This window comes from Pseudodesulfovibrio tunisiensis, from assembly GCF_022809775.1.
GTDB classification, from domain to species: domain Bacteria; phylum Desulfobacterota; class Desulfovibrionia; order Desulfovibrionales; family Desulfovibrionaceae; genus Pseudodesulfovibrio; species Pseudodesulfovibrio tunisiensis.
Genome location: NZ_CP094380.1, coordinates 1,568,859 through 1,584,859 on the forward strand (window position 1 = coordinate 1,568,859; position 16,001 = coordinate 1,584,859).

Annotated in this window: 15 protein-coding genes and 1 pseudogene; 5 read left to right on the forward strand and 11 right to left on the reverse strand. The window is 60.7% G+C overall.

The window, feature by feature from the left end; translation table 11 throughout:
• Window positions 1-14: 14 nt before the first annotated feature.
• The 3 genes from dnaK to MPN23_RS07770 form a co-directional block, all read right to left on the reverse strand.
• Window positions 15-1,925: a molecular chaperone DnaK gene (gene dnaK, locus MPN23_RS07760; RefSeq protein WP_243547125.1), complete on the reverse strand. Its 1,911-nt coding sequence runs from the start codon at window positions 1,923-1,925 to the stop codon at window positions 15-17.
• Between the two features lie 109 nt (window positions 1,926-2,034).
• Window positions 2,035-2,661, reverse strand: coding sequence for a nucleotide exchange factor GrpE (locus MPN23_RS07765; RefSeq protein WP_243547126.1), 627 nt, complete (start codon window positions 2,659-2,661; stop codon window positions 2,035-2,037).
• Between the two features lie 163 nt (window positions 2,662-2,824).
• Complete coding sequence (locus MPN23_RS07770) at window positions 2,825-4,030, reverse strand: aminopeptidase (protein ID WP_243547127.1); 1,206 nt, start codon at window positions 4,028-4,030, stop codon at window positions 2,825-2,827.
• Between the two features lie 111 nt (window positions 4,031-4,141).
• Between MPN23_RS07770 and MPN23_RS07775 the strand changes: the two genes are divergently transcribed.
• Window positions 4,142-5,119 (forward strand): YheT family hydrolase, encoded by a 978-nt coding sequence (locus MPN23_RS07775; RefSeq protein WP_243547128.1) that lies wholly within the window; start codon window positions 4,142-4,144, stop codon window positions 5,117-5,119.
• A gap of 19 nt (window positions 5,120-5,138) precedes the next feature.
• On the opposite strand, the gene MPN23_RS07780 is transcribed toward MPN23_RS07775, so the two are convergent.
• The 4 genes from MPN23_RS07780 to MPN23_RS07795 all read right to left on the reverse strand — a co-directional run bounded on the left by MPN23_RS07780 (window position 5,139) and on the right by MPN23_RS07795 (window position 10,207).
• Window positions 5,139-5,996, reverse strand: a complete 858-nt coding sequence (locus MPN23_RS07780; protein WP_341540111.1) for a transporter substrate-binding domain-containing protein — start codon at window positions 5,994-5,996, stop codon at window positions 5,139-5,141.
• Window positions 5,997-6,145: 149 nt separating this feature from the next.
• The gene (gene clpB, locus MPN23_RS07785; protein ID WP_243547130.1) at window positions 6,146-8,743 is read right to left on the reverse strand and encodes an ATP-dependent chaperone ClpB; all 2,598 of its coding nucleotides are present in this window, start codon (window positions 8,741-8,743) and stop codon (window positions 6,146-6,148) included.
• A 151-nt stretch (window positions 8,744-8,894) separates the two neighbouring features.
• The gene (locus tag MPN23_RS07790) at window positions 8,895-9,230 is read right to left on the reverse strand and encodes a chaperone modulator CbpM (protein ID WP_243547131.1); all 336 of its coding nucleotides are present in this window, start codon (window positions 9,228-9,230) and stop codon (window positions 8,895-8,897) included.
• Between the two features lie 8 nt (window positions 9,231-9,238).
• Entirely contained in the window at window positions 9,239-10,207 is a 969-nt protein-coding gene (locus tag MPN23_RS07795; RefSeq protein WP_243547132.1) for a DnaJ C-terminal domain-containing protein, read from the reverse strand.
• Between the two features lie 146 nt (window positions 10,208-10,353).
• Between MPN23_RS07795 and MPN23_RS07800 the strand changes: the two genes are divergently transcribed.
• Window positions 10,354-10,911 (forward strand): BON domain-containing protein, encoded by a 558-nt coding sequence (locus MPN23_RS07800; protein WP_243547133.1) that lies wholly within the window; start codon window positions 10,354-10,356, stop codon window positions 10,909-10,911.
• Window positions 10,912-10,918: 7 nt separating this feature from the next.
• Here the strand turns inward: MPN23_RS07800 and MPN23_RS07805 are convergent, their stop codons facing one another.
• Window positions 10,919-11,170: a PHP-associated domain-containing protein gene (locus tag MPN23_RS07805; protein ID WP_243547134.1), complete on the reverse strand. Its 252-nt coding sequence runs from the start codon at window positions 11,168-11,170 to the stop codon at window positions 10,919-10,921.
• 214 nt (window positions 11,171-11,384) lie between these two features.
• Window positions 11,385-11,669 (reverse strand): annotated as a pseudogene (locus MPN23_RS17205) (PHP domain-containing protein); the annotation flags it as partial.
• Here MPN23_RS17205 and MPN23_RS07815 point away from each other — a divergent pair.
• The 3 genes from MPN23_RS07815 (at window position 11,647) to MPN23_RS07825 (ending at window position 13,578) form a co-directional block, all read left to right on the forward strand.
• On the forward strand, window positions 11,647-12,957 hold the full coding sequence (locus MPN23_RS07815; RefSeq protein WP_243547136.1) for a BPG-independent phosphoglycerate mutase family protein: 1,311 nt from the start codon (window positions 11,647-11,649) through the stop codon (window positions 12,955-12,957). The pseudogene MPN23_RS17205 and the gene MPN23_RS07815 overlap by 23 nt on opposite strands.
• A 68-nt stretch (window positions 12,958-13,025) precedes the next feature.
• Entirely contained in the window at window positions 13,026-13,397 is a 372-nt protein-coding gene (locus tag MPN23_RS07820) for a nucleotidyl transferase family protein (protein WP_243547137.1), read from the forward strand.
• A gap of 25 nt (window positions 13,398-13,422) precedes the next feature.
• On the forward strand, window positions 13,423-13,578 hold the full coding sequence (locus MPN23_RS07825; RefSeq protein ID WP_243547138.1) for a nucleotidyl transferase family protein: 156 nt from the start codon (window positions 13,423-13,425) through the stop codon (window positions 13,576-13,578).
• Here MPN23_RS07825 and MPN23_RS07830 read toward each other — a convergent pair.
• Both MPN23_RS07830 and coaE read right to left on the reverse strand, forming a co-directional pair.
• Window positions 13,572-14,303, reverse strand: coding sequence for a rhomboid family intramembrane serine protease (locus MPN23_RS07830; protein ID WP_243547139.1), 732 nt, complete (start codon window positions 14,301-14,303; stop codon window positions 13,572-13,574). The two genes, MPN23_RS07825 and MPN23_RS07830, sit on opposite strands and share 7 nt — an antisense overlap.
• Window positions 14,300-15,976, reverse strand: a complete 1,677-nt coding sequence (gene coaE, locus MPN23_RS07835) for a dephospho-CoA kinase (RefSeq protein ID WP_243547140.1) — start codon at window positions 15,974-15,976, stop codon at window positions 14,300-14,302. Before coaE ends, MPN23_RS07830 begins: the two co-directional genes overlap by 4 nt.
• Window positions 15,977-16,001 lie beyond the last annotated feature (25 nt).

Consider the following 16,001-nt stretch of genomic DNA (forward strand, 5'->3'; position numbering starts at 1 on the left):
CAAGGCAAGTTGGTTTACTTGACCTCGGTGTAGTCGGCGTCGACCACGTCGTCGTCATCCTTCTTGTCCGTGGCGGGACCAGCCTGCGGTCCGGCCTCGGGACCGGCTCCGGCCTGGCTCTGGCCCTGCTGGGCATAGAGCTGTTCAGCCAGCTTGTGGGAGGACTGGGACAGTTCCTCGGTGCCCTTCTTGATGGCATCGAGGTCGTCGGACTCCAGCGCCTTTTTCAGGGCCTCGACCTTGGTCTCGATGTCGCCCTTGAGCGTGGCGTCCACCTTGTCGCCCAGATCACGCAGGGACTTTTCCGTGGTGTAGACCAGAGTATCAGCCTGATTGCGGGCCTCGATCAGCTCCTGCTTCTTCTTGTCGTCTTCGGCGTGGGACTCGGCGTCCTTGACCATCTGATCGATCTCGTCGTCGCTCAGGCCGGAGGACGCGGTGATCTGGATGGACTGTTCACGACCGGTACCCAGGTCCTTGGCGCTGACATGCACGATGCCGTTGGCGTCGATGTCGAAGGCGACCTCGACCTGCGGCACGCCGCGAGGCGCCGGCGGAATGCCGGAGAGCTCGAAATTGCCGAGCAGCTTGTTGTCTGCGGACATGGGGCGTTCGCCCTGAAACACGCGGATGGACACGGACGGCTGATTGTCGGAAGCGGTGGTGAACACCTGCGACTTCTTGGTCGGGATGGTGGTGTTCCGCTCGATCAGCCGGGTCATGACGCCGCCCATGGTCTCGATGCCGAGAGACAGAGGCGTTACGTCCAGCAGCAGCACGTCCTTGACGTCGCCAGCCAGAATGCCGCCCTGAATGGCCGCGCCCATGGACACGACTTCGTCCGGGTTCACGCTGCGGTTGGGTTCCTTGCCGAAGAACTGCTTCACCTTTTCCTGCACCAGAGGCATGCGGGTCATGCCGCCCACAAGGATGACCTCGTCAATGTCACCAGCGGAAAGACCGGCGTCCTTGAGGGCCTTGCGGCAGGGTTCCACGGTACGATCGACCAGATCCTCGACCAGCTTTTCCAGCTTGCCGCGGCTGATCTTGACCATGAGGTGCTTGGGACCGTTCTGGTCGGCCGTGATGAACGGCAGGTTGACCTCGGTCTCCATGGAGCTGGACAGCTCGTGCTTGGCCTTTTCCGCAGCTTCCTTGAGGCGCTGGAGAGCCATGCGGTCCTGTCCGAGATCGATGCCGTTCTCCTTCTTGAACTCGTCCACCAGATAGGAAATGATGCGATGGTCGAAGTCTTCGCCACCAAGGAAGGTGTCGCCATTGGTGGCGCGCACTTCCACGACGTTGTCGCCCACTTCCAGAATGGAAATGTCGAAGGTTCCGCCGCCGAGGTCGAAGACCGCGATCTTCTCGTTGGTCTTCCTGTCAAAGCCGTAGGCCAGGGAAGCGGCAGTGGGTTCGTTGATGATGCGCTTGACCTCAAGACCGGCGATCTTGCCAGCGTCCTTGGTGGCCTGACGCTGGGAGTCGTTGAAGTAGGCCGGAACAGTGATGACGGCCTCGGTCACGGTCTCGCCCAGATAGTTCTCGGCATCCTTCTTCAGCTTCTGAAGGATCATGGCCGACACTTCGGGCGGGCTGTACTTCTTGCCCGCGATCTCGACCCAGGCATCATTGTTGTTGCCGGGAACGATATTGTAGGGGCAGTGTTCCTTCCACTTGTTGACCTGCGCGGAGTCCACCTTGCGGCCCATGAGGCGCTTGATGGCGAACACGGTCTTGTCCGGGTTGGTCACGGACTGACGCTTGGCGATTTCGCCGACCAGTCGCTCCTTGTCGGTGAAGGCGACAATGGACGGCGTGGTGCGGCCCCCTTCGGGGTTGGTCACGCATTTGGGGTCCTTGCCTTCCATCACATATACACAGGAGTTGGTGGTTCCGAGGTCGATCCCGATGATCTTGCCCATAAAAAGTTCCTCCTCGATTATCTCTGTAAAATCTTGTTTCGTTTCAGTAGCGAAGCGCTTTTTCTTCAATAAGCACCGGATTCGGGTTGTAAACCCCCGGGGCGATCCTTTACGATAATTTGTTGACCATGACCTTGGCCGGACGAAGCAGTCTGCCCTTGAGCACGTAGCCCGCCTGCACCATCTGGGTCACGGTGTTGTCTGCCAGTTCCTGATCCTGGGCAGTGCCCACGGCATCATGGAACTCGGGGTTGAATTCGGTGCCGCGCGTGGTTTCCACCAGTTCCAGCCCGTGTCCCTTGAGGGTGTCCAGAAAAATCTTCCGGGTCATGTCCACGCCCACGACGAAATTCTTGCAGGCGCCGTCCAGGGAACCGGTATGCGCCAGAGCGAGGTCGAGATTGTCGAGCACGGGCAGCAGGTCCGCCAGAACGGATTCCGCCGCGAACTTCTTCATTTCCTCGGTCTCGCGCATGAGCCGCTTGCGCAGATTCTCGGAGTCGGCCAGCACGCGCAGGCGCATCTGGGCTGCCTCCTGTTCCCGCTCACAGTTCGGGCACACGTTTTCCCGGCAAAGCACTTCCAGTTCTTCCTGGCTCAGGTCCATTTTCTGGGTTTCCCCGGCCTCGGCTTCCTCGACCGGAGCGTCGCCCTCCTGCCCGGCTTCGCCGCCGAACAGGGGCTCCTCGTCGATCCCGTTGATGGGCACTTCCGTGTCTTTGGTCTGTTTGGCCATCTATTACATTTCCTTCATTGGATTTTCGCATGAAAAACCCCGCCGAAGCGAGGCTTATTCCGAAACATAAACACAGCGGAAAGGTTGTCAATGGGGCCGGTGGGGAGAAATGTGCAATAATCGGCAGAAGATCGAGCAGCACACAGCCCTGCCGGGCATCAGGTTATAATCTGAACATCCCGTTTTCATAGATCAGTCGGGGACTGCCATCCGCAAGCCGGGCCGTGACACGCTTGCTTTCCGTGTTCACCAGGTCCCAGTGCAGGGACGAAGCATTGAACCCGAGCAATGCTTCCATCTCCGGGGTGAGCAGTTCGCACGCGCCGGAAAAGCACTCCAGTACCGAACCGCCCAGCGCAATGTGGCAGTTGCCGAACTCGCCGCCGAGATTTTCGTCCAGCAGGGTGTGGGCCATGAATCGGTCCACGCGGGAAAACCGCTTGTCCGTGAGGGAGAACTCCCCGATGCGCCGCGCTCCGGCATCGGAATGGAGCTGGTTCTGCAGAAACACTTCGCCGCGCTCGGCCGAGGTGCGCACGGCCACGCCCCCGGAAAACTCCAGCATGGCTCCGAGCACGAGGCGTCCGTAACGGATGGTGGGCTGATCCGCGAAATACACGCCGTCCACCTCGCGGCAGTCCGGGGCGATGTATATTTCGCTGCCCGGAACGTTCACTCCGTTCACGCCTTCGAAATGCCTGTTGTCCCCCAGTCCGATCCGCAGATCGATGTTTTCCGACTCCACCCGCAGGGACTGAATGGACAGGGAATCCAGCCAGTCGCATATCTCGCGGGATTCGCGGGCCAGCCGCCTCCACTCGGCCACGGGATCGGGCATGTTCAACCAGCAGGCACGGGCAAGAGCGTAGGCGTATTCCTCGAGCTTCATGCCCGAGGCAAGGGCAAGGGCTTCCGTGGGATAGATGCAGGTGGTCCACCCCAGCACCCCGGAATTCCTGCGCCGTCTGAGCACGGCCCGCCACGGTTCCTCGGCCCGGCGCGCCTCGGCAATGGTACGCGGGTCCACGGTCTGAAGATGAGTCAGGTCTTCGGGCGCAAGAATGGAGATGCCTCCGGCTGCCCGGGAATACAGCTCCTCCAGCCCGGGCTGCTGAAACATGAGCTGGCCGTAGCTGGAATTCATGTACCGCTCCACTTCCATGTTCGGGGTGGGGCTCGCCATGGGCACGGGCCGCAGATGCGCGTCCATGAGCCGGGAATACACGGCCTCGGCCAGAGCCAGCCCCGGGATGTCGTAGCGGATGACCACAATGTCGCCGTTTCGAAACGGCATGCCCCGCGTGCGCTCCATGGCCCGGACAAGAATTTCCGCATAGTTCCGGATATCGTCGAATTCATACAGAGACACTGCAAATCCATCCTTCTGGTGTTTCTGCGGCAGGATAGACACTCTTCCCGACAGGTGGCAATGAATTTTCCGCCTTTGACATCCGAACCGCACCGCCGTACACACTCAGCCATGCCCACACTGCCCACGCCCGATTATTCACCCCGCTTCCCGTTCACCAGCGGACATGTCCAGACCATGTATCCCACGCTGTTCCGGCCCGAGCCCGAGGCCGAACCGCGCAGGGAACGCATCGAAACTCCGGATCAGGACTTTCTGGACATCGACTGGCACGAATGTTCGTCCGGCAATGCGCACAGGCTGGCCGTGGTCAGCCACGGTCTGGAAGGAAATTCGCGCAAGAAGTATCCGCTGGGCATGGCCCGGGAACTGACCCGACGCGGCTGGGACGTGATCTGCCTGAACTTCCGGGGGTGCTCGGGGGAACCGAACCGACTGCCCCGCCTCTACCATTCGGGCGTGACCGACGACCTGCACACCGTGCTCTGCCATGGTCTCGCAACGGGCAGATATGCCGAAGCCGCGCTTGTCGGGTTCAGCATGGGGGGCAACCAGACCCTGAAATATCTGGGGGAAAACCCGGACAAGGTGCCCAGTCAGGTCAAATGCGCGGCCGTATTCTCGGTGCCGTGCGATCTGGCCGGATCGTGTCGGGTCATGAGCCGGACCATAAACCGGGTCTACATGGAATATTTCATGAAGGGACTGCGCGAAAAGGTACGGATCAAGGCAAACATGTTCCCGGAACTGGTGAACACGGACGGGCTGGACCGCATCAAGGCGTTCGCCCCGTTCGACGACAGATACACAGCCCCGCTGCACGGCTTCCGGGATGCGACGGACTACTATGAAAAATGCTCGTCGCTTCGTGTTCTGGACAGCATCCGCATCCCCACCCTGCTGGTGCAGGCCAGAAACGATCCGTTCCTGTCCAGATCGTGCTATCCCGAGCAGCAGGCCGGAACCAGTCCGTTCCTGTTTCTGGAAATGCCCAAATACGGCGGGCACGTCGGCTTCATGCCGCTCGACCGGGGAGAAACCTACTGGTCCGAAGCACGGGCCGCGAATTTTCTGGAAAGCCGGAGCTGAAGCGGCTCCGAAACGGGAATCACAGACTCCGGCTGATGCAACGTCCGCCGGAAAGCAGACAGAGTACGACCCCCAGAAGCACAAGGGCCGCGATCACGATGGAAGGCACGAGCCACTTGGGCATGCCTGGTTCCTCGGGAATCCACCGCCGCTTGATACGCTCCCTGTCCTTGGCGGGAATTTCCGCAAATCCCCGGTCGATCAGATCGAGCAACTCTCCATTGCCCTTGGACACTGCCGGATGGAGCGTCATTTCATACATGACTTGCACGGCAACGAAATCGTCATTTGCGGCCATGGCGCCGAGCTGATACTGAAGCGTGGGATATTCCGTAAGAAAGGCGTCCACCCGCCCTTCCACTGCCGCCCTGACCATGTCCTCGGACGAATCGAACGCCACGGTTATCATGCCGGGATAAAACTTGTTCATATGGTACTCGGAATAGCCTTCCCGCAGAATGGCGATCTTCCTGCCTGCGAGATCAGCCACGGACGAGGCACCAAGGGACTTGCGTGCAAACAGCTTGTCCAGCAATACGGCGTAGGGCTCGCCGTAATCGAGAAAGGACTCCCGTTCCCTGCTGAAATAAAGTCCGCTATGCACATCGGCCCTGCCGTCGCGTACCATTGCCAATGATTCCGGCCATGTTCCCAGCACAAACCTTACCGGCACCCCGGTTCTGACCGACCATGCATGCCACAAATCCACGGCCAACCCCTTTGCCTCGCCGTTCAGTCCAAGGGAACATATCGGGGGCATGGAAGCCGAACCGCTTACCATGATGCCATTTGCATATTGTTCCGGAACCTGCATGGCCGCGCCGGGGGCCGCCGAAAACAGGAAAAGCATGGCAAAAGGCAACAGCCTGAAAAACATTCTCCGCACAAACACCCTCCTTGGAGCCAAGGTCGTTATCCGGGGCTTGGCGTTGGGTCAATGATAATTCATACCACATACGTATAATATAAAATCCGCCAGCTTCCCGGCAAGGGGACGCTGGCGGATTTTTCATTTGTCTTCTTGAATTACTTGAATATCAGCCCGGATTCATTCGCATCCACGGTCACGTTTTCCCCGTCCGCAAGCTCGCCGCCAATGATGCGCCGGGCAAGCGGGGTCTCCAGATGAACCTGAAGATACCGATGCAGGGGACGCGCGCCGAAATTCGGATCATACGCAGCCTCGGCAATGAACCTTCTGGCCCTGTCCGTCAGTTCCAGACCGATCTTGCGATCCTCGAGCCGCCTGCGCAATCCGGCTGCGAGCAGGTCGATGATGCCCATGAGCTGTTCCGGATGCAGAGGACGGAACAGTACGGTTTCGTCCACGCGGTTCAGGAATTCGGGCCGGAAATGATGTCGCAGTACCTCCATGACCTGTTCCTCGACCCCGGGCCGGAACTCGCCGGACTGGTCGATGCCGTCCAGCATGAATTCCGCGCCGAGGTTGGAGGTCATGATGATGATCGTGTTCTTGAAGTCCACGGTCCTGCCATGGCTGTCCGTGAGCCGTCCGTCATCCAGAATCTGGAGCAGAACGTTGAACACGTCGTGGTGCGCCTTTTCGATCTCGTCGAACAGGACCACGGAGTACGGCTTGCGCCGGACCGCTTCGGTCAGTTGACCGCCCTCGTCGTAGCCCACGTAGCCCGGAGGCGCACCGATGAGCCGTGCGACCGTATGCTTTTCCATGTACTCGGACATGTCGATGCGGATCATGTTGTCCTCGGAATCGAACAGGGCCGAGGCCAGGGTCTTGCACAGTTCGGTCTTGCCCACGCCCGTGGGACCAAGGAAGATGAACGATCCGATGGGACGCGTGGGATTCCTGAGTCCGGCCCGGGCGCGCAGCACCGCGTCGGCCACGGCCTGCACGGCCTGATCCTGACCGATGACGCGCTCGTGCAGCACGTCGGCCAGCTTGAGCAGCTTGTCGCGCTCGCCCTCCATGAGCTTGGACACCGGAATGCCGGTCCAGCGGGCAATGACCTGTGCCACGTCGTCCGGACCGACCTCCTCCTTGACCATGCGCGGACCGTCTCCGGACTGGAGCACCTGTTCCCGCTCGGCCAATTCATTATTCAAGGAGTTGAGCCTGCCGTATTCCAGTTCGGCAGCGCGGTTGTAATCCAGCACGCGCTTGGCCTCGTCGATCTCCAGACGCACGGCCTCGATCTCGGCCTTGAGACTGCGCACGCGCTCGATGCCGCCCTTCTCGTTCTCCCACTGGGCAAGCAGTGCGGCCTGCGCCTCCTTGTGGTCGGCCAGCTCCTTTTCGATCTTCTTCAACCGCTCCGCCGACTTTTTGTCGGTCTCGCGCTTCAGGGCCTCGCGCTCGATCTCGAGCTGCATGATCTGACGATTGACCTTGTCCAGCTCGTAGGGTTGGGAATCGATTTCGGTACGAATCATGGCCGCAGCCTCGTCAATCAGGTCAATGGCCTTGTCCGGCAACTGACGGTCGGAAATGTACCGGTGAGACAGCACGGCCGCCTCCACCACGGCACCGTCGGAAATGCGCACGCCGTGGTGCACCTCGAACCGCTCTCGCAAACCACGAAGAATGGAAATCGTGTCCTCCACGCCGGGTTCTTCCACCATCACGGTCTGGAAACGGCGTTCCAGTGCCGGGTCCTTTTCGATGTACTTGCGATACTCGTCCGTGGTGGTCGCACCGATGCAGTGCAGTTCGCCGCGCGCCAGCATGGGCTTGAGCAGGTTGCCCGCGTCCATTGCGCCGTCGGTCTTGCCCGCGCCCACAATGGTGTGGATTTCGTCGATGAACATGATGATGCGGCCTTCCGAGGACTGGACCTCCTTGAGCACGGCCTTGAGCCGCTCCTCGAATTCGCCCCGATACTTGGCGCCCGCAATGAGTGCGCCCATGTCCAGAGCGAACACGGTCTTGTCCTTGAGGCCTTCGGGCACGTCCTGCTTGACGATGCGCTGGGCCAGTCCCTCGGCAATGGCGGTCTTGCCCACGCCGGCCTCGCCAATGAGCACCGGGTTGTTTTTGGTGCGGCGGGACAGAATGCGGATCACGCGCCGAATCTCGGCATCGCGGCCGATGACCGGATCAAGCTTGCCCTTGCGCGCCTCCTCGACCAGATCGCGGCCGTACTTCTTCAGGGAATCATAGGTGGCCTCGGGATTGTCCGAGGTCACGCGCTGGCTGCCCCGGACCTCGGTGAGCACGGAAAGCACCCGGTCGCGGTCCAGACGAAACTCCCGATTCACCCTGCCCGCGCCAGTGGACGAAGGTTCGTCCAGCAACGCAAGGAAGAGATGCTCCACGCTCACGAATTCGTCCTGCATTCGCCTGGCATGGTCGTCCGCCGCCACCAGCGCCTTCTGGAGCCGGGGCGTGATCACTATCTGATCCGGACGAGCGCCCGGGCCGCTCACTCTGGGCAGCCTGCCGATCTCCTTGTCCAGTTCCGCGACATAGGCGGCCGGGTTCACGCCCAGCTTTTCGAGCACCTGCGGCACAAGGCCGTTTTCCTGCGAAGCCAGGGCGTGAAGAAGATGTTCGCAATCTATCTGCTGATGACCGTGGCGAATGGCGAGATTCTGGGCCTCGGACACGGCATCCTGCGTTTTTCGCGTGAATTTGTTGGGGTCCATATGTGTTCCTCCTTGTATTCCGAAATGCAGCGACAGTTCACAAGACCGCAGTCACGGCCCGATGATCGGCCGCAAAAAAAGTCCAGAACCGAAAGCGGAAAATACGGCTGACGGGACTGAACCTTGTTTGCGGCCCTTCCGGGCCGGGCCGCTAAACCAGCCGTTTCAACGCCTTGATTTCCTTTTCCAGTTCCTCGACCCGTTCCAGCAGGTCCACGATGATGGACCCGCTGTTCAGGGACACGTCCAGATCCTTGACCAGCCGCATCAGTCTGATGATGCGGTACACGTCCTTGAGACGGAAAAGATATTCGTCCGCCCCGGTCTTGGCAGGCTCAATCCAGCCCAGTTCAAGCAATTCGGCAACATCCGCAGGCTGAATCTGGGTCAGCTCCACCAATTGATTCCAAGCCACGCAATCGGACCGTTCGGGCAGGTTCGTGCCGGACATCCGAAGATCAAGCTCCCTGAATTTCTTGAACACCATGGCCGCTCCTAGAAGTTTCTCGGCGTGAATGCCGATTTTTCCCTGAGTTCCTCCCAGAGCCGCCTTTCCTCGCCGGAAACGCGATCCGGGGTCTGGATCATGATGCGCACGAACTGATCGCCGCGCTTGACGCCGCAACCGAGTCCCCTTCCGCGAATGCGCAATTTCTTGCCGGAACCGATTCCCGGAGGAATCTTCATCTCGACCACGCCATCAAGAGTGGGAACACGCACATTGGTGCCGAGCACGGCTTCCCACGGAGACAGGGGCAGGTCCAGAATCACGTCGCAGTCCTTGACCGTGAACAACGGATGCGGCAGCAGCTTGATCTTGAGATACAAATCTCCCTTGGCGCCTCCGGCCATGCCGGGATTCCCCTGGCTGGCCAGACGGATGCGCTGGCCGTCCTTGACTCCGGCCGGGACCTTGACCTCCAGAGTCTTGGTCGTGGTTCTGGGCCGTCCGTCCGGGCCGGTCGACTGTTCCTGCAGGGTGATGGACTTGTTGCCCCCCTTGTAGGCCTCGTCCAGAGTCAATTCGTAGATTGCCTCGGAATCCGCGCCGCGTCGGGGACGCTGCTGGAAACCGCCCGACTGCTGAAAGCCGCTGCGGAATCCCGCACCTCCGCCGCCGAAGATGGTCTCAAAGAAATCCGAAAACCCGCCACCGGAGAATCCGCCGCCCGGGCCTCCGGCTCCGCCGAAGTCGAAATGCACGTTTTCGTACCCCGGAGGCGGCTGAAAATTCTGACCATGTTCCCAGTTTGAACCGAACTGGTCATACATTTTCCGCTTTTCCGGGTCCTTGAGCACCTCATACGCCTCGTTCACTTCCTTGAACTTGGCTTCCGCCCCGGGGTCGTTGGGGTTGAGGTCGGGGTGATACTTCCGGGCCAGCTTCTTGAACGCCTTTGCGATCTCGTCCTTGGAAGCCGAGCGGGAGACACCGAGAATTTTGTAGTAGTCCTTGTATTCCATTACGGGCGTTTCTCCTTGCTGGAGCGAAAAACTTATGCGATTCCAGACTGAAAAATAAACCGCATTTCCAATCTGTCAAGAAGGCGACTTGCATCTCATCGCATTTTTTCCACACCTTTTTCAACACCCAGCCGTTTGGAGGACGCATGACACGACTCTCACACATCGCACTGTGCCTCACCGTCATCGGATTCGCCATGATAAACCTGGCATGGACTCCATGGGGAGCCATCTACGATGCGGCGCGTGACGAGAGAGGTCTGGCCGATCAGGCCGCGGACAAGGAAATATCCCTGTCCATCAAGGCCAAGCTCGCCGACCGGGATGCGAAAAAGGCACTCGGTGTCAAGGTGTACTCTTTTCTGGGCAACGTCTACCTTGTCGGCGCTTTGGATGATCCCGGATTTCAGGTGTTCGCTCTGGAAACCGCCAAGTCGACCGATGGCGTGCGCAACGTGAAGCGCCATTTCGTGCGCAAAAGCGACACCATGGCAACGGATCTGGAGATAGCGGCCAAGGTCAGGACGCGGCTCGTGGCAGAAAAGGATTTCAGTTCCACGCAGGTGGAAACCGAGGTGTTCAACGGTGAGGTGATCATGCTGGGCATGGTGCGAAGCCGGAACGATGAAGCCACGGCCAAGCGCATTGCCCGGGATGTGGACGGCGTGCGCAAGGTCACGTCATTCCTGATCCCTTCGGAATAGACGGCGATCAGACGGCCTCGGCACGGGACAGGGCCGGTTCGCACGCGCCGCACCGCAGGGCGGACGTCAGGTCGGCCAGGCAGGTCACTGGCGAAAGGAAATGCGTGGGGTGCGTGCCCAGTTCGGACAGGGTGTGCGCATCCGATCCGGCGCACGCCGTCAGGCCGTGGCGACGGGCAAGGTCCACGGCAAGACGGTTTTCCGCAAGGGAATTGCGTCCGTTCTCCACTTCCACAACAGGCCGCGCACCGCGCAGCATGGCCTCGTCCGTCCACCGCCCCCCTTCCCCGAAAGGGATGCGCGAACACGGCTGCCCCGTTGTTTTCCAGCGCAAACCGAAACAGACCGGGCGCATCCAGCCCCACGGGCGGCTCGACAAAATCCCCGAACACCAGCACATCCCCCTGAGGGGTGTGGCATTCCACGCCGATCAGCACGAGCAGGCCGTCATCCTGCAATCCCGGACGCACCATGCCGGCCGCGCGCATGGATTCGTGATCCGTGATGCACACTCCGTCCAGCCCCGCGCCACGCGCATTGCCGAGAATTTCCCCGATATCCATGACGCTGCATTCCGACACTGTGGAATGGACATGCAGATCGATGATCATAAATTTTTCTCCCTGCAAGGTTCCTGGTTGCCCGAGGAGGCGCACCTTGCTAGCATCTGGATACACGACCCGAGTCAATTCGAAACATAGTTTCTTTCGATACAACCTTTCAAGGAGCATACCCTTGCCGGATAAATGCCTTCTCATACTGCTGGACGGTCTTGGAGACCGTTCCTATGCCAGCTACGACCATCAAACCCCGCTTCAGGCCGCGGAGACTCCGTGTCTGGACTCCCTTGCGGCCCGGGCAGGCACCGGGCTGTTCCATGCCTCGCGCTATGGCGAGGCCCTGCCCAGTGAAAACGCGCACTTTGCCCTTTTCGGTTACGAGATGACCGATTTCCCGGGACGCGGTCCTCTGGAGGCTCTGGGTTCGGACATCGACCTTGCGCCGAACGACGTGGCCATTCTCGCCCACTTCACCCACCTGCTCAAGGATCTGGACGGCAGACTCATCCTCAAATACGACCGAAGTTGCGCCACGATCGAAGAGGCCAACGAGCTTTACGAGGCCGTGGGCGAATACGAAACCCAGGGAGTGAAGATCAGATTCCAGAAAAGCAACCGGCTGTTCGGCGTGCTCACGCTTCAGGGCGACGTCTCCCCGTACGTCACGGATTCCAACCCCATGATCGACGGACGATTCATTTCCGAGATCGTGCCGCTGGAAGGCCATGAAAACGATCCCGCGACCATCCGCACGGCAGCAGCCCTGACCGAATATCTGACCTGGGCGCACAAGGAACTGGAAAAGCATCCGCAGGCCGCCCTGCGCAAACGCCAGAAGCTGCCGCCCTTCAACGGCATCGTGACGCAGCGCGCAGGCAGGCTCAAGACCCCGCGCCAGTTCACGGACCGCTTCGGTCTGCACGGCGCGTCCATTTCCAATGGCGTCGTGTACAAGGGCATTGCCAAATATCTCGGTCTGGACGCGATCCATGCCGTCAACACCGGCGACCATGCGCGCGACATCAAGAAACGCATGCTGCTGGCGGAAGAAGCCCTGCAAACCCACGATTTCGTGCATCTGCACATGGATGCGCCGGACAAGGCGGCCCACACCAAGAACCCGGACTCCAAGCGCAAGGCCATCGCGGCCATTGACAAGGGGTTGGCCGAGACCATCGAAAACTTCCTGACCGACGACATGCTCGTGGTGGTCACGGCGGACCACTCCACCCCCAGTCAGGGCTACATGGTCCACTCGGGCGAGCCCGTGCCGTGCATGTTCATCGGCGACGGCGTACGCCGGGACAACGTGACCGAATTCAACGAAGTTTCGGTCTGCTCCGGCTCCCTCGGCGGACTGCGCGGCACCGAGATCATGGGCATGATGCTCAACGGCCTTGACCGCGCGCGGCTTCAGGGCATCCGGGACTGCCCGCAGAATCAGGACAGCTGGCCCGGCGACTATCAACCCTTCGTCATCAAATGACGACCCGCTAACCACGGTCGGTCGCGCCGGACCTTCGGCGCGGCCGACCGATTCTCCAAGGAGGCCGAATGCACGAATTGGGCGTGATTCACGGACGATTCCAGATTCTGCACAACGACCACCTCACCTATCTCCTCGCCGGAAAGAAACGCTGCCGCCACCTCCTCGTGGGCGTGACCAATCCGGACCCGATTCTATCCGGAAACGAAACCACGGACCCGGCCCGGTCCGATCCCCTGAACAATCCCTGCACCTATTACGAACGCAGCCGCATGGTCCGGGCCGCTCTGGTCCGGGCCGGAATTCCGCTGACGGACTTCAGCGTCACTCCTCTGCCCATCTCCCGGCCCGATCTGCTGATCCACTATGCCCCGAAGGACGCGGTCTATTACCTCACCATATATGACGACTGGGGACGCGCAAAAAAAGGCCCGCCTTGAACGGCTGGGCCTGACCACCTGCATCTTGTGGAAAAAAGCTCCGCACGAAAAGGGCATTTCGGGCCGCGCAATCCGGCAGGCCATCCGTCAAGGGAACGCATGGAAGGACAAGGTGCCGCCTCCGGTTGCCGAACTCGTGGAACAGCTCGGCATTGCAAGACGGCTCGGGCAGAATCACTGAACCGGGGAATCCTGATCGTAATCCCGGGAATCCGGATTGTAGCAGAAGTAGCAGTGCCCTCTGCGGCGAAATATCTGGATCAGCAGGATTCCGGCAACGAATCCGCCGATGTGCGCCCACCAGGCCACGCTTGCGGCACCGTCGCCATCGGGAAGCAGCCCGGACACGATCTGGGTCAGGAACCACACGCCCAGAAACACCAGAGCCGGAATGCGCAGCAGCAGGGGCAGGAAGAACAGAGGCACCAGCGTCAGCACATTGCCATGGGGATACAGCACCACATAGGCGCCCATGACTCCGGCCACGGCACCGGACGCGCCCACGATCGGAATGGCCGAACCGGTGTCGGACAGCATGTGCAAAGCCACGGCAGCCAGTCCGCACAGCAGATAGAAGACCACGAATCCGCCGTGACCGGTCACATCCTCGATATTGTCCCCGAAAATCCAGAGCATCCACATGTTCAGCAGCAGATGCAGCCAACCGCTGTGCAGAAACATGTAGGTGAACAGCGGCCAGCCAAGAGTGTGCGGATACCCGGCCCATGCCGCCCATTCCGGCTCGAAGAATCGGGCCGGAACAACGCCGAACAGATGAAAGAGTTGCACCACGGCGCGCGGGCCGAGGCTCTGCTCGTACAGAAAACCCAGAACATTGAGCGCGATGATGCCGATGACCATGATCGGCATATGCACACGCGGCACATTGTCCCGGATCGGAATCATGCACTGTCCTCCATTTCCCGGATCTGCCGGGCCAACTCCGGCCACAACGCGGCCAGCCTGTCACGAAATCCGGCCTCGCGTTCCCGGATCAGTTCCCGGGCTCGGGTCACCAGTTGTTCGACTCCAACGCGCAATTCGTCCAGAGTTCCCCGGTTCGGCACGATCACGTCGCACGCTTCACGCTTCCGTTCCGCAGGCCATTGCCAGGAATCGAACGCGGCCAGCGTTTCCGGGGCAAGTCCGCGCGACTCGCGCATGATGGAATGCCGCCGCTCGTCAGGACAGTCCACATAGGCGCACAAATCCACCATGTCTTCCCGATGCCACCCGGCTTCCACCAGCAGAGGCACCTCCGCAACCGCCAATTTCCGATCCCGATTTTCTGCAAAGAACTCCATGCAGGCATGACGCACCATCGGATGAACCATGTCCATGATTTCCCGTCGAAAGGCATCGGATTCCAGCATGGTCTGAAACAGGGCCGGCTTGTCCACGCTCCCGTCATCCCGGGAAAAACGTCCTCCGAACCGCTGTTGCACCATGACCGCGCCGTCGCAGCCCGCCTCGTACAATTCCCCCACGGCCGCATCCGCGCTGAACACGGGCAACCCCATGTCCCGCAGCATTCCCAGTACCGTGGACTTGCCGCATCCGGGCATTCCGGTCAGGCCGATGCGCAGGCACCCCGCATTCAAGCCGCGCAAAAGCGCCTGAAAGTCCTCGGGCGGCTCGCGCCAGAATTCCAAAGGCTCGTTCGAAGCCGGATGGTTCAGGGCAAGGTAGAAGGCATGCAGCATCTGGCGCGGAGCCAGCCCAGCCAGTGCGCCACCACGAGCGACCCACTCCTTGTGTTCGCGCGATCCATATAAGACATCACCCACCAGAGGATGCCCGATGTGGGCCATGTGCACGCGAATCTGATGGGTACGGCCCGTGAAGATGCGTACCGCAACCAGACTTGCCCGGGAACGCGAATCCGTCCAGACCACACGATAGGCGCTGCGCGCGTCCCTGCCGCCCTTGGTCAGCACGGCCATGCAGGTCTTGCGGGACGGATGCCTGCCCAACGGAGCATCGATCAGGCCGGATTCCGATTCGGGAACGCCGTGCACAACGGCCAGATACACCTTGCACACCTCGCGCCGGGCAAAGGCCGAGGAAAGCGCCAGACGATCCGCCTCGGTCCGTGCCACGGCAATGAGGCCGGACGTATCCTTGTCCAATCGATGCACGATGCCGGGTCGCTGCTCCTCCATGCCGGACACGTGCCCGGCCATGTCGGGCCAGCGGTGCAGAAGCCGGTGAACCAGCGTCGATCCGGATTCGCTCGGCGCGGGATGCGTGGTCACCCCGGCCGGTTTGTGCACCACGGCCATGTGTGCATCCTCGTGAATTACGTCGAGATCGACAGGATCGGGTACGGGCCCCCCCCCGGACGACACGCCTTCAGGTCCGACCAGCCGGAGCTGCTCGCCGCCCTTGAGCTTGAGACTGGCCTTGGTCACGGCCCGGCCGTCCACAAGGACACATCCTTCCTCGATCCAGCCCCTGACTCTGCCCCGGGAAATGCCTTCGCCCGCAAGCTCCCGTCCCCAGAACGCATCGAGCCGCATTCCCCGGTCCGAAGCCTGCGCAGTCCTTTCCCATGTCGTGGTTGCATTATCCTGATTCATGGCATGAGGATATACCTCGAATCAT